Origin of the sequence: Gimesia chilikensis (assembly GCF_007744075.1) — a bacterium.
Lineage (GTDB): Bacteria > Planctomycetota > Planctomycetia > Planctomycetales > Planctomycetaceae > Gimesia > Gimesia chilikensis_A.
Genome location: NZ_CP036266.1, coordinates 322,980 through 343,202, shown reverse-complemented (window position 1 = coordinate 343,202; position 20,223 = coordinate 322,980). Strand labels below are relative to the sequence as shown.

The 20,223-nt window shown below is 52.9% G+C and carries 16 protein-coding genes; 11 read left to right on the top strand and 5 right to left on the bottom strand.

Annotated elements, in window-relative coordinates:
- The gene (locus tag HG66A1_RS01415) at positions 1-822 is read right to left on the bottom strand and encodes a 3'-5' exonuclease (protein ID WP_145180149.1); all 822 of its coding nucleotides are present in this window, start codon (positions 820-822) and stop codon (positions 1-3) included.
- A gap of 198 nt (positions 823-1,020) precedes the next feature.
- Here HG66A1_RS01415 and HG66A1_RS01410 point away from each other — a divergent pair, with 198 nt between their 5' ends.
- Both HG66A1_RS01410 and HG66A1_RS01405 read left to right on the top strand, forming a co-directional pair.
- Complete coding sequence (locus HG66A1_RS01410) at positions 1,021-2,094, top strand: AAA family ATPase (protein WP_145035820.1); 1,074 nt, start codon at positions 1,021-1,023, stop codon at positions 2,092-2,094.
- A gap of 101 nt (positions 2,095-2,195) precedes the next feature.
- Positions 2,196-3,344, top strand: a complete 1,149-nt coding sequence (locus HG66A1_RS01405; RefSeq protein WP_145180147.1) for a cysteine desulfurase family protein — start codon at positions 2,196-2,198, stop codon at positions 3,342-3,344.
- 23 nt (positions 3,345-3,367) lie between these two features.
- On the opposite strand, the gene HG66A1_RS01400 is transcribed toward HG66A1_RS01405, so the two are convergent.
- Positions 3,368-3,640, bottom strand: coding sequence for a hypothetical protein (locus HG66A1_RS01400; protein ID WP_145035816.1), 273 nt, complete (start codon positions 3,638-3,640; stop codon positions 3,368-3,370).
- A gap of 1,326 nt (positions 3,641-4,966) precedes the next feature.
- Between HG66A1_RS01400 and HG66A1_RS01395 the strand changes: the two genes are divergently transcribed.
- The 7 genes from HG66A1_RS01395 (at position 4,967) to fliS (ending at position 17,181) form a co-directional block, all read left to right on the top strand.
- Positions 4,967-6,778, top strand: coding sequence for a flagellin (locus HG66A1_RS01395; RefSeq protein ID WP_145180145.1), 1,812 nt, complete (start codon positions 4,967-4,969; stop codon positions 6,776-6,778).
- 305 nt (positions 6,779-7,083) lie between these two features.
- Positions 7,084-11,277 carry a tetratricopeptide repeat protein gene (locus HG66A1_RS01390; protein ID WP_145180143.1) on the top strand — a complete coding sequence of 1,398 codons (4,194 nt, stop codon included), beginning with the start codon at positions 7,084-7,086 and terminating at the stop codon, positions 11,275-11,277.
- 40 nt (positions 11,278-11,317) lie between these two features.
- Positions 11,318-12,010 (top strand): hypothetical protein, encoded by a 693-nt coding sequence (locus HG66A1_RS01385; protein WP_145180141.1) that lies wholly within the window; start codon positions 11,318-11,320, stop codon positions 12,008-12,010.
- Between the two features lie 35 nt (positions 12,011-12,045).
- Positions 12,046-12,897, top strand: a complete 852-nt coding sequence (locus tag HG66A1_RS01380) for a phytanoyl-CoA dioxygenase family protein (RefSeq protein ID WP_197996938.1) — start codon at positions 12,046-12,048, stop codon at positions 12,895-12,897.
- 71 nt (positions 12,898-12,968) lie between these two features.
- A complete protein-coding gene (locus HG66A1_RS01375; protein ID WP_145180139.1) occupies positions 12,969-13,751 on the top strand; it encodes a class I SAM-dependent methyltransferase in 783 nt (260 codons plus the stop codon).
- A gap of 186 nt (positions 13,752-13,937) precedes the next feature.
- Positions 13,938-16,655 (top strand): flagellar filament capping protein FliD, encoded by a 2,718-nt coding sequence (fliD, locus tag HG66A1_RS01370; RefSeq protein WP_145180137.1) that lies wholly within the window; start codon positions 13,938-13,940, stop codon positions 16,653-16,655.
- 52 nt (positions 16,656-16,707) lie between these two features.
- On the top strand, positions 16,708-17,181 hold the full coding sequence (gene fliS, locus HG66A1_RS01365) for a flagellar export chaperone FliS (protein WP_145180134.1): 474 nt from the start codon (positions 16,708-16,710) through the stop codon (positions 17,179-17,181).
- A 138-nt stretch (positions 17,182-17,319) separates the two neighbouring features.
- Here the strand turns inward: fliS and HG66A1_RS01360 are convergent, their stop codons facing one another.
- On the bottom strand, positions 17,320-17,640 hold the full coding sequence (locus HG66A1_RS01360; protein ID WP_145180132.1) for a branched-chain amino acid aminotransferase: 321 nt from the start codon (positions 17,638-17,640) through the stop codon (positions 17,320-17,322).
- Positions 17,641-17,777: 137 nt separating this feature from the next.
- Positions 17,778-18,056: a Flp family type IVb pilin gene (locus HG66A1_RS01355; protein ID WP_145180130.1), complete on the bottom strand. Its 279-nt coding sequence runs from the start codon at positions 18,054-18,056 to the stop codon at positions 17,778-17,780.
- A gap of 482 nt (positions 18,057-18,538) precedes the next feature.
- Between HG66A1_RS01355 and HG66A1_RS01350 the strand changes: the two genes are divergently transcribed.
- Both HG66A1_RS01350 and HG66A1_RS01345 read left to right on the top strand, forming a co-directional pair.
- Positions 18,539-18,733, top strand: a complete 195-nt coding sequence (locus HG66A1_RS01350; protein WP_145180128.1) for a hypothetical protein — start codon at positions 18,539-18,541, stop codon at positions 18,731-18,733.
- A 240-nt stretch (positions 18,734-18,973) separates the two neighbouring features.
- Positions 18,974-19,336, top strand: a complete 363-nt coding sequence (locus HG66A1_RS01345; protein WP_145180126.1) for a hypothetical protein — start codon at positions 18,974-18,976, stop codon at positions 19,334-19,336.
- Here the strand turns inward: HG66A1_RS01345 and HG66A1_RS01340 are convergent, their stop codons facing one another.
- Positions 19,337-20,113: a TRASH domain-containing protein gene (locus HG66A1_RS01340; RefSeq protein ID WP_145180124.1), complete on the bottom strand. Its 777-nt coding sequence runs from the start codon at positions 20,111-20,113 to the stop codon at positions 19,337-19,339.
- Between the last annotated feature and the right edge of the window lie 110 nt (positions 20,114-20,223).

Here is a 20,223-nt window from a genome sequence, read left to right as displayed (position 1 = left end):
TTATTCCGCGGGGGGCTCCCAGTCACCCCAGTGCTCCAGATAATGCTGATACGCTTTACTTTCGTTTTCCGCTGCCTCGCGTTCCAGATAACGGTAAGTCTCGGTAACGATGTCCTGTTCCTGTTCCAGGCTCAAATGACCGGTCAACACCCGTGATCTGAGGAATACGAAGTAGGTATCCAGGACATCACAACGACAATAGTCATTAATTTCATCTGCCTGACCCGCATCGTACATCTCCTGCACCTTGGAACCGTCGATACCGGTCTTGCCCGGCTTGCCGATCAGATTCGCCAGCAGATTCAGCCCGCCCGTCATGCGGGCAGCGCCGAAGTTGGTAAACGTGTCCATCAGATCAATGTGCGCGTTCGTATTATAACGATTACGTGACTGATCGAAGCTGCGGGCGTCGACGTTGAACCATTCCGGTAATGCAATTCCATAGCGATATGCGGCCAGTTCCAGCACCGGCAGGTCGTAGCCCCTGCCGTTAAAGGTGACGAACGTCGGCTGTCCATAATGCCGCCAGCCCTGCCAGAACTTGCCCGTAATCACGTGTGGGCGATATTCGGGAGCATCCAGCACCGTCAAATCCTGCAGACGATAGTCGGCTGACAGCTTGGCCACCGCCACGGAAATCGGCAGCATAAATGTAGCCGGAATAAAGTTGCTGCCCGTTGCCTCAATCTGCTCTTCCTGATATTTCGCCAGTGCATCCCCGGGTGAGAGCCCCTCGCCCGGATAACGGACCCGGGAAATCAGGTCCCCATCGGCGATCGCTTCGACATCAAATACGAGATAAGCTACTTGAGACTGGGACACGTTTTTACTCGCTTTTTCGATCTAAATGAGGATAATAGCAGTACTTAACAATCAAACCCGATCAGAACTGCCAGGCCTGATCTCGCCCGACCGGGCTGAGGTGACAAACGGCCCCTTCCAATCGGTTCTACTGATAAGTATAAACAATAAACAGCGTTTATAGCAGTTTGGATTTTTCTTGATAAGGCTGTGGTGGACATGACCAACCCTGATGAGCATCTGATGGTTCAGGAAGACGAAGACGCACAACGAGATCTGGAGACCCAGGCCATTCGAGGTCTGGCGAACGCCTACCTGTTAATGCGCGACGAAATCGGCAAAGTAATCATCGGCCAAACCGAAGTGGTCGACGAAATCCTGATTTCACTCTTCAGCCGCGGTCACTGTCTGCTGGTCGGAGTACCGGGGCTCGCCAAAACCCTGCTCGTCAGCACCATCGCCAAAATTCTGCATCTCTCGTTCCGTCGCATCCAGTTTACTCCCGACCTGATGCCCTCCGACATCACGGGTACCGACGTGCTGCAGGACGATCCCGAAACCGGTCACCGCAGCTTCCAGTTCATGCAGGGCCCGCTGTTTACAAATGTTTTGCTGGCTGACGAAATCAACCGAACGCCTCCCAAAACACAGGCCGCCCTGCTCGAAGCGATGCAGGAACGCCATGTCACCGTAGGCTCCAATACCTACCGACTCCCCGAACCTTTCTTCGTACTGGCAACACAAAACCCGATCGAACAGGAAGGCACTTACCCCCTCCCCGAAGCACAGTTGGACCGCTTCATGTTCAATGTCGTGGTGAATTACCCCACGGCTGCCGAAGAACTGATGATTCTCAAGCAGACCACCGGCAATCAGAAACCCGAGTTGGAAGCGGCTCTCACCGGTCGTCAGATTCTCGCTCTGCAGGAGGTCGTCAGGAAAGTACCTGTCGCAGAGCATGTCTTTGTCTATGCCCGCGATCTGGTACGAGCTACACGTCCCGGGGAAGATTCGGCTCCGAAATTCGTCAAAGAATATCTGTCCTGGGGGGCCGGTCCGCGTGCGGGTCAGTTCCTGATTCTGGGAGCAAAAGCCCGGGCCATTCTGGAAGGCCGCTTCCATGTCTCCACCGAAGACATCAAATCGGTGGCGCACGCTGTCCTGCGGCACCGGATCGTGACCACCTTCCAGGCCGACAGCCAGGGACTGGGTACCGACGATATTATTGATATGCTGATCGAACATGTTCCCAATCAGCTGAAAGTTCAGGCCCAGGAAGCAGCCAAAGGCTGAGATCAGACAATCAGCACGGCTCAACACCGCTAAGTAAAACAATACGAGAGTACGTCTCCATTTTTGCCTGATGTTACAGGTAACCTGAATACAGGCCCGTCATGTCGATTCCCGCTGCACAACGGATTTTTCTGGATAACAACTCGACCACACCACCGCTGGATGAAGTCATTGACCTGGTGGCTACGGAATACCGGACTCACTATGCCAATCCGGGAAGCGCCCATGCAGACGGACGTCAGTCGCGACGCGTCCTGGAAGATGCCCGAGAACTGCTGGCCTCACTGGTGGGCGCTGATCCCCAGGAAGTCATCTTTACCAGCGGAGGCTCCGAATCGATCAACCTCGCAATCCAGGGTTTCCTCCCCGGGACGGCGGGTGAAATTGCACTCTCCGCGGGAGAGCATCCGGCGACCGTCAATACCATCCGCAGACTGGCGCCGCGGGGTATCAGGCAGAGAGTCATCCCCCTGGAATCCGATGGTCGGATTGATGTCGCTGCTCTGGAAGAATTCGACTGGCAGCAGATTCAACTGGCGACTCTGATCCTGGCTCATAATGAAACCGGTGTCATTCAGGATGTTGCTCCGCTGGCAGCACTCTGCGAGAAACACCGGATTCCCCTGCACCTGGACGGCGTGCAGGCGATTGGAAAAATCCCGTTCCATTTCCACGATTCCGGCGCTACCGCAGTCAGTCTGGCAGCTCACAAATTTCATGGGCCACGAGGCGTGGGTGCACTGATCGTGAAAGAGAATGCCCGATTACTCCCCCAGATCACCGGCGGTCACCAGGAACGGGGCAAGCGGGCGGGAACCGAACCTGTTGCCCTGGCCGCAGGGATGGCGCGGGCACTGGAGTGTGCCATCCGCGATCACATACAGCGATCAGAACAGATGGCCGCCCTTCGCGATCGCCTGCAACAGGGCCTGCAGGAGCATTGCCCGCCGGTCGTGATCAATGGTTCGCTGGAGCACCGGTTACCGAACACATTGAATATTTCGTTCCCTGGACTGGACGGGGAGGCGCTGCTGATCTCCCTGGACCTGGCGGGCATTTCCTGTTCCCTGGGCAGTGCCTGTGCCAGCGGTTCCCGGGATCCCGCTCCGGTTCTGCTGGCAATGGGCTGTCCCGAGCCGGTTTATCAGTCTGCTCTCAGGCTGAGTCTCTCGTTCCTCAATACAAATGAGGAAATCGAGGAAGCAATCCGCCGGATCAGCAGGGTCGTGCACCAGCTTAGAAGTGCATAGGCACAGGGAACAGTGCCCCGGGGTTACTCCCCGGGATCGTCAAAAATGGTAAACTGGGGCATGGGCAGCTCAGATTCCGCCAGTTCTTTTAATTGGGCTTCAATGGTCTGGATACGGCTGGCAATCAGTTCGCGACGATGCATCCACTTCTGTTCCCAGGACTGGAACATGGATTTCAGATTTTCAGATTCAACTGCTGAGTCATGACGGGCTTTCTGAATTTTTACAAGTGATCCTCCTAATCGTGAATGGGCTTCCTTAACCTGCTGACTGATGTGTTGGGGACACAAAGGCATGCGATGCTGCTCCCTAAGGTATGCGATTTATGATTATGGTCTGCTGAGGATGTTTTAATCCTGGCAAGCGAATGGACCGGTGCAGGTGAACTATGATTCTTCTTATTTATTCCATCAACCGTTGCGACATCATCTGTCTGACTATTCAACCACCTGCGGTTGCGGATTCGCTTTTGGTAAGATATGAAAAATGGATCGTCATTGCCGATCAGCGATCTTGAGCAATAAGCAAAGACTTTTTGCATGAACTGTTTCAGTGAGAGTGCGAACTAAGTTCATTTGTTACGACCTGCATTCATCAGAAGAATCAGCATTAACCCGTATAATCAATAACTCTGCGACAGCAGGCATAAAAAGTTGTCACCTTCGCCTTTGAACGTGATTCGCATTAACGCAAACGCAATCTGCCTGGAAACAGATTAATGATTCCTCTCTCGCTGTAATTAAATGACCAACGAACTACTGGCAATTGTTGCGATCAGCGCGACCGGTAAGTGAGTCAATCCGCGCTCCCCCAATTCGCGCGAGTCACTCCCTCAATCCGGCATGCGGAATCATCGAGACAACACCAACCAGAGTCGTTCCCGGCCCTGAGTCTTTTCCGGCATCGCGCAGAGGATACCTCCTGGTGTTTCATAACGACAACTTTGCCATCCGCTTGAGAAGGAAATCAACACGAGCCGGCAGCACCTGTCACTCGCTGAACGACTGACTCTCTCTCCCCTCTGAAAGTCTATTCAGATCAAGCTGAGCCGAGTCGGTTATCGAGCAGACTGTCAAAACATGACGGTTAGCCCGACCCTGCCCGTTTCGCCGCCGAGGCAACGTCCTGTCAGGTAAAACGTAACGATCATGACGACTGACTCGGTCTTTCTGTCGCTTCGCCTGTCATGATCACCATTTTCCTCTCTCACGTTAAGGCAGGTGCAGCCGAACTTTTGATGAAGGATCGGATAACAGTTACAGGTCATCCCTTCCTGCATGGGAAAACGGAGAGATCGGTTTATTTTCAAAAAAACACCAGAGTCGCTTAATTTACCCAAAGTAACATTCCGATAGTTAAGGAGCGTGAATGCGCAGTTTCCCTCTGTACATTCATTGCATCATCTGAATCTGGAATGGTTTTGTTATGGAAAGATAAGCCACATCAGTTCGAGGCATCCTGTCACGACAGATGACATTGATCCACATTTCTCGGATATGACAGGAACGAAAACTAATGTTTGCGGGCGGTTTCAGCACTGCTCGAGAACCTGAATCATATAGTAGCTCTAACCTTGAAAACCCCTAGGGAGCTTTCATTACAAGTGAGAAAGGCTGTTTGCCATGACACGAATTAATACTAACGTAGCCGCGCTGAGAGGCTTACGTAGTTTGAATAAGTCTACCAACCTGCTGGACACCTCATTGACCCGTCTGTCCACCGGTTTGAAAATTAACTCTGGTAAAGATAACCCCTCCGGTTTGATTGCCAGTGAAACCCTGCGTTCACAGGTTTCCGCGATTGAACAATCTATCAAAAACTCAAACCGTGCCAGCAACGTGATTGCCACCGCTGACTCGGCTCTGGGCGAAGTCACCAACCTGCTGAACCAGGTTCGTGGTCTGGTTCAGGAAGGTTTGAACAAAGGCGCTCTGTCTCAGGACGAAATCGAAGCGAATCAGCTCCAGATCGATACAGCGTTATCAGCCATCAACCGTATTTCAGCGAACACCTCATTCGCTGGCGACAAGCTGATCGATGGAAGCAAAGCTTTCCGTACACAGGCTTCTGCCACCGATGCTGCTAAACTGTCTGACTACCAGGTCAACGAAGCCGTATTCGGAACCAGCAGCACCATCACTCTGGATGCCACAGTTGTAACCGCTGCCACTCAGGCCAGCCTGGATTACAGTGCTGTTGACGGCGGTCTGGCCAGCGCAACCACCATCGAAGTGGGTGGTAAGAGCGGTAGCCAGGTGCTGTTCCTGGGTGCTTCCAGCTCACTGGATAACGTCCGAGACGCTGTGAACGGCGTGAGTGACATTACCGGTGTGACTGCAACGAAAACCAACAAGGTTGCCAGCAATCTGTCCTTCAACAATGCCAACGCTACGAACTCCGGTCTGACCTTCACCGATGCCCGGACTTCAGACAGTGTTCTCGGCGATACCGGACAGAATATCCGCGTTCAGTTTGTTGACCCGTCTTCCAACAGTGCCGCTGCTAACATCACATTCAATAATACCAACACTGATATTACGATTGTAGTCAGTCTGGCTACAAACGGTACTGGTACGATCACATCCAATGCAACATCGATCAAATCACTGCTCGATGGTAACGCAGACGCTAATGCACTGATCTCCACTGCCGCAGAAGGTGATGGTTCAGGTGTCGTCGAAGTGGAAGCTGCTGCTGCCCTGTCCGGCGGAACAAACGCTTACCTGACTTTCAGTGCTGACAACTACGGTGCTGATGAATTCGTCGATGTGAATGTACTCAACGGTACCTTCGACACAGTAGACAACATCACCGACGGCAACGCCCTGAAGCGTGCCATTGGTTCGGACATCGTGACTCGGATCAACGGGCAGGTTGCCCAGGGTTCCGGTCTGACTGCCAACATCCGTTCGCAGCAGCTCGACGCTTCGTTCTCCTTCACCGCAGCTGCCAACGTGGCTGACAACACGGCCAGCCTCACCATCACCGGAGGTGGTTCGCTGTTCCAGATCGGTCAGGACGTCTCTGCCGCTGGTCAGATTGGTATTGGAATCGAAGCGGTTAACACAGCCCGTCTGGGTGGTGTTTCCGGTAAGCTGTTCGAAATCGGTTCGGGCGGTGGTAAGAGCCTCCTGGACGTCGGTCCTTCTGTTCCCGGTTCCGACCTGGTAAACATCATCGAAGAATCGATCAACCGTGTATCGACTCTCCGTGGTCGTCTGGGTGCGGTTCAGAAAAACGTGATCGAAACCAACGTTTCATCACTGGGTGTGGCTCTGGAAAACATTTCCGAAGCCCGTAGTCAGATCGTGGATACCGACTTCGCTGTCGAAACCGCAAACATGACCAAAGCTCAGATTCTGAACCAGGCTGGTATTTCGGTTCTCTCGATTGCCAACCAGAACCCACAGCAGGTATTGAGTCTGCTCAGATAAGCCCTGAGTAAGTCGATTACCGACTGAAAACAATCTGATACGAAACAGAAAAGCACTATCCATCGCAAGGCGGATAGTGCTTTTCTCATTTCCCCATCCCACCTATTCCTCCTCCAGCAAAAGAGTCTTTTCCCCTGTTTCAGGCTGATTTGCCTCTGGCCCAAGAAACTGCTTATCTATCCCCCCAGCTCAGCCGATACAGACAGAATAACCAGAAAACTCAGCCTGCCCCTCCAGATCAGGCTGCCAGTCTCAGCTTAGATTGAAAACTGTTTCAATCAGCTTCATGATTGAAAGAAGATGTCATGCCTTCACCTCAGGAATTACTGAATACTGCAGTCAAGCAGCATCAGGCGGGGAACCTGCCTCTGGCAGAGCAACTCTACCGCGAGGTGCTGCAGCATGACCCGGGACAGGTCGACGCATTACATCTGCTGGGTGTAGTGTATCTCCACCTGCAACAGTTTGAGAAAGCCATCGATTTCATCACCCGTGCCATCTGTCAGAACGATGGGATCGGCTCGTTCTTTTCCAACCGCGGCGCTGCCTGCAAAGGACTAGGCAGGTTGGACGACGCCATCAGAAACTACGAACGTGCGCGGGAGCTGGAACCAGAAAATGCCGCATTTGTGTACAATCTGGCTATCACCCTGACGCTGGCGGGAGAACAGGAGCAGGCCATCCAGGCATACCGGCGTGCGCTGGAACTCAAGCCCCTCTATCGGGAAGCATTGATCAACCTGGGCAATCTGCTTGCAGAAACAGATCAGCTCGAAGAAGCCATTTCGACCTGCCGCCAGGTCGTGGAACTGGCACCGCAACTGCATCTCTCGCATTTCAATCTGGCGAACACCCTGGCGAAAGCCGAAGATCCTGAAGCAGAATTTGAATATCAGGCGGCTCTGGAACTCGCCCCCGGAAACCTGGATACACTTAAAAACTATGCCGTCTTCCTCTCAGCACAAAACCGAAATGAGCAGGCCATTCAGATCCTGAGAGAAGCAGCCGCCTTACAGCGGGATTCCTGGGAGATCCTCAATAACCTGGGCATTCTGTACGCGGAACAGGAAAACTTTGAGAAGGCACTCTCCTGTTTTCGTGAAGCGCTGCGCCTCAACCCGGACAACATCGAGATCCAGTTCCATATCGGAAAAGCACTGGAAGAATCGAAGCAGATTCAGGATGCTATGATCGTGTACCGGGAAGTCCTCGGCAAACACCCAAACCATCCCGGTGCCGCTTTTCATCTCGGTTCACTGGTCGCTACGATCGGTGATCTCGACTATGCCTATGATATTTTCCAGAGTCTCTATCAAAGCGACCCCACCAATACAGCGTCTCTGTTCGGGATGGGCTCCGTCCGGATGCGACAGAACAAAATTGGTTCTGCCGTCGGTTACTTTGAATCGCTGGTGGCCCTCGAACCGGAACACCTGCAGTCACGACTAAACCTGCTGGAACTCTATTCCCGACAGCTGCGTAACAGAGAACTGGAAAAACATGTTGCCGCCGGCCTGGAACACCATCCGGAAAACGCGGTGCTCTGGAACTACCAGGGTCATGTCCAGAACCAGCAGCGGAAAGTCAAAAAAGCACTCAAGAGTTTCCTCAAAGCCGTCAAATATGACGACACCTATGTGCCGTCCTACTGCAATCTGGCTACAGTTTACCAGACCATGGGAATGTTTGAAGAAGCCCGGGAGGCGCTGGAAAAGGCATACGAACTCAATCAGCTTCCCGAATACAAGCTCGCCCTGGCAAGTCTGCTGCCTCCGATCCCCGCCTCTCTGGAAGCGATCCAGGAAGTACGGGAGTCGTTCGAAGAGCAAATCGAAGCACTACATGTGGAGAATGTCTGCATCGACACTTCGATCAAACTCACGCCTGGAACATTCTACCTCGCGTACCAGGGATTCAATGATCGTCCGATTATTGAACGCATGGCAGAGCTGTACCAGATCAGGAACACTCTCAGCTGGTCCCCCGAAGAACCGACTGTCCACAGAGACGGACGCATCCGAATCGGATTCATTTCCAGTCTGTTCTACAATCACACTATCGGCTCTCTGATGAAAGGCATCATTCGCAATTTCGATCGGGAAAAATATCATGTGATCACGATCACTCCCACGAAACATACGGACGATACCGCGAAAGAAATCCGAAATCATTCGGATGAATATGTCTTTCTGGGAGTCGATTTGAGGCAGGCCAGCCAGGTACTGCAAAGCCTGGAACTGGATGTCCTCTTCTATGCCGACATCGGTATGGACCCGTTTATCTTCTCGCTGGCAACGACGCGGCATGCCCCCGTGCAATGCGTTACCTGGGGTCATCCCATTACAACCGGCTTGAAAACAATCGATTACTTCATTTCCAGCGAACTGATTGAACCCGAAGACGCTGACGAACATTACACAGAGCAGCTGGTCCGGCTCAAAAGTCTGCCTTCTTACTATTACCGCCCCGGGCTGCCTGAAGAAATCAAACCACGGGCTGCGTTCGGATTGTCCGATGACGATCACGTCTATGCCTGTCCGCAGACACTGTTCAAGATTCATCCGGAATTCGATCAGGTTCTGGCGGGCATCCTCAGAAAAGATCCCCAGGCGCGAATCGTGATGATTCGCGACCAGACTTCGAAATGGAAAGACCTGCTCGTCGCGCGTTTCGAGAGAACGTTCCCCGACGTGGTAGATCGCATCCTCTTCCTGCGCGGGATGTCGACGCCGGACTTCCTGAATCTGATCTACATTTCTGACGTCTTGCTCGACCCGCTGCACTTCGGGGGTGGCAACACATCTTATCAGTCTATGGCAATCGGCACGCCCGTCGTCACTCTGCCCGCCCGCTACATGCGCGGACGCGGTATGCTGGCGGTTTACAAAAAAATGGGACTCGAAGACTGTATTGTCTCTTCGATCGAGGAGTACATCGAACTGGCCTGTCGCATTGGCTGCGATGAAGCCTTTCGCGATCAGCTCCGCCTCAAAATTCTCGCTAAAAGTCATCTTATCTTTGAAGACATCAGCACGGTCCGCGAAATGGAATCTTTCTTCGAAACCGCGCTGCAAAATACGATTCCGGAACATTCTCCTTCATCAGCACAGACCTGTTTGGACACGGAAAAGGACCTCGGCATGGATGCTGTACCTCAACAGTCAGAAGCGACTGACCATTCAAATATTCTCAACTCGGCTATGCGGAACTACACCTGCCCGGCCTGTGGATACCACATCGCGGTTCAGTTTTTCGATGGCGGTCTGCTGCCCCTGACGACACTGGCCTGGCCTCAAAGCACCTCGGATGCACAGGCCATGGAACGGTTACCCCACGACTTCATGCGATGCGTAGACTGTGGCCATATCTCGAATGCGGCTTTTGATTACGCCAAGGTGCCCTATTCGGACAAACCCAACCTGATGTTTAACAAGGGAGCCATCTGGTCGGAACATCTGCAGAAGGTCTCTGATCTGATCGCTGCCAGCCTGCCTGAAAATCCGACCGTGGTGGAAATCGGCTGCGGGGAAGGACACCTTATCAGATCGCTGGCGAAGAAAATCCCCTCCGGAAAGTTCATCGGCTTCGATCCCAACGCGGAAATCGAAACCGAGGGGGGACTGATTGAAGCGCGGACCATGCTGTTCGAGCCCGGTCAACACCTGGCAGAACTGCAGCCCGATCTGATCATCAGTCGACACGTATTTGAACATTTGATGAATCCGCTGGGTTTTGCACAGGAAGTCGCCTTTGCAGCAAATGTCGCCCAGTGTGCGACACGGCTGTTTATCGAAGTCCCCTGTATCGACGGTGTTCTGGATGCGGGACGCACGGTCGACTTCTTTTACGAACACAACTCTCACTTCACTTCCCAGTCTCTGGAACGCTTACTGACCCGCTGTGCAACCCACGTGGATCTGATTGAAACCAGCTACAACGGCGAAGTGATTTACGGCATGGCCAGCTTCGAGCCTCAGAAACATCAGGTCGAACTGGCACGCCAGGCAGTCGCCTTCCAGGAAAAAGCACGGCAGTCCGCTGCTCAACTGGCAGTTCAGTTTGAAGAATTGGCCGACTCCGGTCTGCAAACCGCGATCTGGGGAGGAACCGGCAAAGCAGCCGCCTTTATCAATCAGCACCAGCTGGACATGCAGCGTTTCCCGACTGTCATCGATTCTGACATGAACAAAGTCGGCACGTTCGTTCCGGGTACAGGTCAGGAAATTCATTTCCGCGACTGGCTGCTGGATCACCCGGTCGATGTCATTCTGATCGCCACACAGTGGCGGGCCGCTGATATCGTTCTCGAAATCCAGCGTAACCAGATTCCCTGCAAAACGATTCTGATTGAATACCAGGGACAGCTGATTAATTATTTCGATGACAATCATCCCTATCGTCGTGAAGAAACCCGCGAAGAATCCCAGATTCCCCGTCCCCGGTTTCTGGCACAAAAGGAACGCAAGCTCGACTCGCTCGACGCAGATCTCAACCAGTAAGCAGTTATTTTTCAGACTCGCTCTGAGACAGGATTGACGCATGATTATCTTCAATTTCGGCATCCCCAATTCAGGTACAGACTGGTCACAGGCTGTCTTCAAAAAAATCTGGGAAAGTCAGAACTATACGTTCCAGGTAGAGGAACCGACGTCTATCGAAGATTTGAATCAGATCATCGGCACCATGAATGTTCACGAGCGGATGATCTTGAAGTTCGACCTGCTGACTGAAGAGGCGATTCAGGCCGCGCAACAGGATGCAGTCCGCCCCTTCTATCATTACCGGGATCCCCGCGACGTCGTCTGTACATCGATGGAGTTGCAGCAGGCATCCTTTTCCGATGCAGTTGAGGCCACGGTCTCCGCTTACCAGGAAATTCACCATGCCCTGCCACTACCAGGCATCATGGTCATTCCCTACGAACATATCGCTGAAAACGCGGACGCGCTCATCTTCCAGATGGCAACCCAGCTGGGAATTCTATTGAAACTGGATGCCGTCTCCCGCATCGCTGAAGAAGTCCGTGAACTCGCTACCCAGCCTGCAGCCCTTGCAACAGGCGAAACCACCACAGGAGCGTCTGTTCGCATCGACCAGGAACACACCACAGAGACTTCGGTTGTACAGCCCCTGCGAATCGGTAAATGGCGGGACGACCTGTCCCAGTCGGAACAGGCGATGGTTAACCGGTTTTTTAAACCGCTGGTCACTCAATTCGGTTACGCGGAATAAAATTTCATTCTTGCATTATTCCAGGGATGGTCAACATGTTACCCGTAAATCAATTATGCACACTGGATTGCCCACAAGACGGTTACGTACTCTCTGATCAACAGTTGGAACAGTACGCGGCGGAGGGGGTGCTGCTGGTGAAACAGTTATTTGCCCCTGCGGATTTGCAACCAATGTGTACCGAGCTGTCAGGTCGCTTGAGCCTGCTCGAACAGCATTACGGACTCGAAGTTCAGGAAGATGCCAGCCAGATCGCGCAAATCAGCGATCGCCTGCAGCAGCTTGAACAGCGCTGCCCCGGCGCTCAGAGCATTCTCTATGATGCAATGAACGCTGCACCTTCCCTGCACGCGTCCGGGACTCATCCCAGACTGATGTCACTGCTGCAACAGTTACTCTCACCTGAAATTTCCATCCATGACCGCTATATCATTTTGATGAGCATGCCCGATGCGGAATGGCACCTGGCCTCATGGCACCAGGACTGGTACTACAACGAGGGCCCCTGGTCGACGATCACGCTTTACGCGCCGCTGCAGAACACAGACCACCGGAACGGTAGTCTGACTTTCGCACTGGGAGAACATCAGAAACCACCGGTTCCCCATGACGAACATGATCACGGTATTCGAACGAAATGGCACTCACTCCCCCCCGATGTAGTTCAGGGATTTGACCGTGTCGTGCCGACCGCTCTGGAGGCCGGCGATGTTCTGCTGTTTCACAGCCTGACACCACATACACCCAGTAAGAACCAGTCCGAGCATGTCCGCTTCGTGTTAAACCTACGCTACCGCGATTTGCGTGACCCGCAGTTTCTGAAGGATGGCTGGCGAATCAAAGAAATCACACACGCCCGCAAAGCCATGCAACGAACCGCTTCCTGACGGCATGAAGCAACGCATGCAGAGGCCACTTCATCTCATAACCATACTCTTGTAAATTAAGCTGAATCGAAATGGCAGATAAAAAAGGCCTGTTACGGGGCAATGTTGGTGAATCACAGAATCAGTCTACCAGCGACCTGGACGCACTAAACGCGGTTGAGCGTTACTGGGAATCCGGCGTCGGTTCCAATCTGAACAAGCTGGATGCGTTCACCAAATATGTCTCCCGGCAGTCAATCACCAAACTGCTGGCGCGTTATGAAATTTTTCAGCAGCAGCTGGAGGTGAATGGTTCTGTAGTGGAACTCGGCGTGCACCGCGGTGCCAGTCTCATGGCCTGGGCACACTTCAGCGCAATTCTGGAACCGGTTAACTACCTGCGAAAAATCATCGGCTTCGACACCTTTGAAGGCTTCCCTTCCCTGAGTGACAAGGACACCTCAGGCACCAGTGAGCATCTGGAAGTCGGCGGTTTCAAGTCGGAAGAAAACGCCATGGAGGATATTCAGAAAGCAGTCGAACTCTACGATTCAACCCGCTACCTCAACCATATTTCCAAGGTGGAGCTGGTGAAAGGCGATATCAGTGTGACTCTGCCTGAGTACCTCGAAAAAAATCAGCACTTGGTCGTTTCACTTTTACACCTGGACGCCGACCTGTATGAACCGACAAAAGTGGCACTGGAGCTGTTGATCCCGCGGATGCCCAAAGGAGCGATTATCGCCTTCGACGAACTCAACATGGACCTGTTCCCGGGTGAAACTCTGGCAGCGATGGAAACTCTGGGACTCCCTAATCTCAGACTCAAACGCTTCCCGTTCGCAACTTCGCTGTCGTATGCCATCATTGAATAAGCAAAGCAGCACAAACCTCACAATCCCTCAACCTTCCCGGGATTCTGAGGCTGCGGGCTGAGATTCAACAGGCCGACTCAAGCAGCAGGTTTTAACTAACCGATAAATATTGTGAGTCTGTAGTAACCCCTGCGCGGACAATTTTGGAAACGACGAAACTCAGTAGAATCAGATAGATTTACTAACATGTCAGGCATCAGTTCCGGTGTCGGTCTGGCAACCGGATTAAATATCAATGAGATAGTAGATGCGATCATCGGCGTGCAGAAAAATGCGCTGGTGAAGTTGTCCAGCCGTGCGCAGGCGTTCGAAGCGACGGAAGGGGGCATCAAAACCCTCGAAGCCAACCTGCTGACTCTCAAGACCGCGACTCAGAAACTGAATCTGAAAAGCACCTTCGAAACCCTGAAGGCCACCAGCTCTGATACCCAGCAGTTCAGCGTCGCTGCCAACAGCACCGCCACCGCAGCCACTTACCAGTTACAGGGTCTGCAGACCGCCACTAACCACCAAGTCATATCCGATGGTTTCCCCGATACTGACACCACCCCCATCGGGACCGCGACCACGATTACAATTTCCAACGGCGGGGAACTGAATCAGTCCAGGTTACTGGAAGAACTCAACAACGGCGCGGGAGTGCAGCGCGGCAGCATTCGGATCACAGACCGTGACGGTCAGACCGAAATCGTCGATCTTTCCAAGACACTGACCATTGACGATGTCGTCAATCAGATCAACCAGTCAGCCACATCGGTGGTTGCCAGCATTCAGAATGATCACCTGGTCATCAGCGATACCAGTTCGGGTTCGGGAACCCTGAAAATCAGTGAAGTGGCTGGCGGAAAAACAGCTGCCGACCTGGGAATTCTGAAATCCGTCGTTGGTCCCTCTTTTGACGGTGATTCTGTTTACCGCATCACCGAAGAATTCAAACTGTCACAAATCAACGACGGTAACGGCATTACAACCGTCAGCGGCCTGGATGATTTTCAGATCCTTGCTTCGGACGGCAGTACCTTTGATGTCAACCTGGATACAGCTCAGTCGGTTGGCGACGTGGTCGATCTGATCAACAACCATGCTTCCAACGGTGGTAATATTACCGCAGCCGTCTCCAGTAACGGACAACTGACCCTGACCGACAACACCGGCGGGGCAGGATCCTTCACCGTCAGTGCGCTGAATGGATCACTGGCGGCTCGGGAACTGGATATCGAAACGACAGGTACTGGCGGCGTTATCACGGGCACACTCAGCGGAGGGTTGAATTCGGTCCTGCTCAGAAGTCTGAATGGGGGAGTCCAGTCCGGGGGACCGGTTTTAAATGCCGGGTCGGTATACATCGAAGATGGGGCGGGAGGAAATGCGACGATCGATTTCTCTTCCGCAAAAACACTGGACGAGGTAATCGATCTCATCAATGGCAACGGCAGTATTCAGATTGAAGCCAGTCTGAATCAGGCGGGAACCGGTATTTCCATCAAGGATACTTCCGCCACCTCGGGTACATCGATTGAAATTCAGGACGTGAGTGGCAATCTCGCGAGCACACTCAAAATCGACACACTGCTGGCAGATAACAAACATACGGTCGACTCAGGCTCACTAGACCTGCGGTACATCAATCAGAATACCTCGCTGTCGACCTATGGTAAAAACGGCATCGAGATCCCTTCGGGCAGCGTTCGCATTATCGACCGCGACGGTACCAGCTTCGTAGTCGACCTGTCCGACCCGGAGACGACCAAAACCATCGGCGATGTGCTCACAAAAATCAACGATGCCGCAGGGACCGCGGGCGCTCAGATCAATGCCCGCCTGAACGACACCGGCGATGGATTCATCGTGGAAAGCACCGGCGGCAGTTCATTTGATGTAAAGATCGAAGAAGTTTCAGGAGGTTCGGTCGCAGCCAGTCTGGGTATTCTGGGTTCCGGAACTACCGGCATTACCAGTCGGCAAACCACGGAAATTTCCATCGAAGCAACCGACACCCTGGCAGACATCGCCGAGAAGTTCAATGCCTCTGGAGTGGCCTCCGCTACGATCATCGACGACGGAACCGCCTTTAATTCATCGCGGCTGTCAATCACATCTTCACGCAGTGGTGCAGGCGGCGAGTTGATTCTGGAAAGCGACTATGATTTCGGGTTTTCGACCTCCGTCGAAGCCAAAGACGCGTTGATCCGCATCGGCAGTAACCCCCAGACATCCTTCCTGCTGACTTCATCGACCAACAGTTTCGATGATGCCATCACCGGACTGGAAATCGATCTGCTCTCGGTCGGAGACGCACCGTCCACAATCAATGTGGCCCGCGATACATCCGGCATCAAAACAACGATCAAGAGCTTCGTGAACTCCTACAACAGTTTTGTCGATGCGACCGATAGCCTGACAGGCTTTGATCCAGAGACAAACCAGCGCGGGGTTCTCAACGGGAACAGCCTGATCTTTAACATCACTTCCCGACTGGAAGGTCTGCTGACGAAAAAACTTTCCGTCAGCAACAACTCGATCAAGAGCCTGTCCGAGTTGGGGATTGTGTTCAACAGCAGCGGCAAACTGCAACTCAAAGAAAGCACGCTGGATCAGAAGCTGGCCGACGACCCCACTGCGATCACGGAATTCTTCCAGCAGGAAGATCATGGCTTTGCTGTGGTGATGGATGAAGTCATCACCTCAATGACTGACCCGTTCACCGGCACATTGAAAGCACAAACAGATTCACTCCAGGCTTCTGCCCTGTCTCTCAACACCCGGGTTGCGGAACTGAACGAGATTCTGGAAGCACGACGACAACGCCTGATTGAGCAGTTCACTCTGCAGGAAACGATAGTGAATCAGCTGAACTCTCAGCAAACCGCTTTGAACAGGCTTAATGCATCATCCGATAAGTAATACTAATTATTAAAAACGACTGAAGAACTAAATAACGAAGGGCCAACAGGAGATGAATGGTAATGACTACCTGGAGAATCAGGTTCTAACCGCGAAACCACACCAGTTGCATCTGATGGTGGTCGACGGGGCACTGCGTTTTGCTCGAAAAGCCCTGGAGGCCACAGAATCGAGACAGTTTGAACACGCTCACTTTGCCCTGGACCGCAGTCGCGATCTGGTTGCCGAACTGATCGGTGGACTCGATTCCGGTCAACAGCCCGAAATGATCGAACAGCTCAAGGCGTTGTTCGTGTTCGTGTACGAAAACCTGAATCATGCCGATGTGAAACAGGAAGCCAGCTATATCAATAACGCCATCAAGGTCCTCGAAATTCACCGGGAATCCTGGTACGAGCTGATGGAACGTCTGCTGGAAAGCACACCCCAGGAGCCCCGTCAGCCACAGTCGGGTCCGATCGTGCATCCGCCGCATCAAATCGAGCAGTCAGCTCAGCCTCATCAGAGCCGCTCCTGGATCACCTGATCTGCACCGCGCATAAAAAAAGCACCCTGACCAGATTCGCTGATCAGGGTGCCTGAAGTGGAGACCTCCGCCTCGATGCATGCCTGCTTCCCGTTGAGGAAACAGTATCTGTGAGCAGAACTACTGTTCCGCGATCGCTTAATAGTAGTAGCCGTTCCCTTCGCTGCGAGGCGGACGATCACAGACGATGTCATTCTCGCCGTCACAGAAGTCCGCCTGATCGCGGAAACTGCTGCCGTCCGTGCAGGCCTTGTGGCCATGTGCCCCTGCGACATAGAAACTCTGATTGATGCGGCCAAACGCCGAGCCGACGTCTTCCAGTTCCTGGTTAATACCATGGGCGACTTCACTTAGCCCCACGATCATCGCCAGGACGGCGATCGTTGAGATCAGTACCAGTTCGGCAGAGACAATAAAGCCCGCCTCCTCGTTCATGAAACGGATCAGCACACTATTCATGTTCACAGACTCCAGAGATTAAGAGATTTTGGTTTTGTTTCGGGTGACCGGATGCCTGCAGGGGTGGTGAATCCCCGCAGGCGGTCGTCTTCGGAAAGAAAGCAGTTTCGGGTAGAGTTGTTTTCAGAGCGTCAGGCTTAGTAGATGTCCCACTGACCTGAGCAGAAGTCGGGGCAGTCACGGAAATTGCTGCCGCTGAGTTCCCCTTTGTGACCTGAGACTTCGCAGAGGTTATAAGTCTGGTTGATGCTGGAGAAAGCGGATCCGACATCTTCCAGTTCCTGGTTCACGTTATTAGCGACTTCAGACAGTCCGACGATCATGGCCAGTACGGCGATCGAGGAAATCAGAACCAGTTCTGCAGAAACAATGAAACCGGCTTCGTCGTTGATCAGTTGGTTGAGGATGTTTTTCATAGTTGTGGTCTCCAAAGTTGTTTGATTTAAAGTTGTTTGCATCGAGTCAACGTTTCAAAGTTGATACTGGGATGTAAAGCAAGCTGAATACCAAACGCGCCGGAGCGTAAAAAAGTTTTTACAAACTGTTCACAGCAGTGATCACAACCTGTTGAAATATAAGGAGATAAAAATAGTCCTCCCGTTGAAAGAATTCTTGCGGCACGCGGCACACCGTCTGAGCGGGCTGTGGTGAAAAATCAACACGATCTGAGGGGCGAGGAGCAGCGAGGCCTTAACCCGCTGTTATCAGGTCAGTTAGCGCGATGTTGTTTCAATGCAACACGTGGCGAATCGGCAACAGGGCCCCAAAACAGTCGAAAAGTGCGTGCCGAAAAGGTGAGGAGTTGAAATCCCTCTTCACACAAAACCGGATTCCTGCTATGAAACGCGCCCGAATTACCTGGGGGTATTGTTTCTAATTGACTGGGAAAGGAATCCCAATGCGTAGACAATTACACCTGACAACATGTTGCCTGCTGTTGAGCGGCCTGACCTGGACAGGCTGTCAGATGGGCTCGGATGGCCCGATCACCAGCACGCTCGGCTTTCGTGATGTGCCCAAACAGAGCGAACCTCCCGTAGAAACGGCTGAGGAAATCGAAAGTCGACTGGCAAAAGAAGCCGATCAGGAATAAATCTGTAAACTGCTGAGTCTGGATGACTCCGCAGGAACTATTTTCTCCCGGAAAACATCGATCTGGGGAAAATATCAAATCTGAAGGCCTCCGACAGCCGATGACGATACAGGCTGGTATTGCGCTGAGCGTAATCACCGGAGTCAGATATAAATCAGAATTGACTTGGACAAGGATGGAATAAGTCAAGCAATGAATGGGCTGCGATTACTGGGAGTTCTCTGCATCAGTGGACTCCTCATGAGTACACAGACGGGCTGCCAGGGTCTGGGAAACAAGGTTTTCCAGATGGACAGCAACGGGCGATCTCCATTCTTCGGTCTGGAGTTTTACACCCGGAAAGACAACCATCCAGCGAAAATCCAGACTGTCTCTCAGGACCAGCCTGTGGAACTGGAACCTGCTATTCTGCAGACCAAATCGGAAGAGCCCTCTCGCTTCTCCCGGCTCCCGAAATGGCTGAACCCGATGTCCAAATCAGCGGAACAGGGTGAACGTATTCCCCTGCCCCGTACGGACCTGGAAGAAAACGAGGTCGTTCTCGAAGAACCAGCTGAAGATTCTGCTCCCACTGAACTGGGCTCGTCGCTGGAAAACTTCTAATCAGCGAGACTGCGACTGCTTCCGGCGTTCTTCCGCTTTCTGCTTCGCTTCTGCGATGAAGGTCTCGGGATCGTCCTCAAACGCCTGCTTACAGCCACTGCAGCAGACATAGTAGGTCTTGCCTTTGTGGCTGACCGCAATCGTGCCGGCACCACCGGTGACGATGCACTCCGGACCGCCGCTCCCCGAGGCTGCCAGCCGCGTACCGGCCCGGGTATATCCGACTTCCGCCAGTCGATAATAGAATGACTGCCCCTGGTTCCGCTGTTCAAACAGAACCAGAGTCCGCTTCTCATTCAGCTTGCGGATCGAGATCCGATAGACGGCCCCCTCCGCATCCGGCTGAGATTCGAGTACCAGTGTGTCTTTCTGCAGCGCGCCTGTATAATCGCGTTTCGTACCATCGGGCAGGATGGTCGCCAGTTGATAGTTCTTCTGTTCCGGATCGTACGACAACAGGGCCGACTTCAGAAATTTGCCATCCTCAACTTCATAAGCGATGCCTGACTGCTGCGGGTCAAATTTCCAGACCCATTCCGCCTTCTCAGACCAGGCCCCTTTCCGGGAATTACGTTTGATCATTCCCACACCCCGCCAGCCGCCAATCAACGAGTTGAACTCGGACAGAGCCTGCTTGATCTCCGGTGGGAGGGAGGCGGATTTTTTCACCCCGGCTGTGGACGCGGACTTATCAGGCTCTCCCTGCACGCTGCTGAGTGACCAGAACAACAGAGACACACACAACAGGCCGACAACGGTCTGGCAGCATTTTCGCATCAGATCGGTTCCTGACAGGACAGACGGGTAGAAAAGTCGCTTCTTAGATGAAACACCACTCCCCGGCAATCCGACCGCAGAGAGTGGTATTTTCTTATCCTACCAGACCC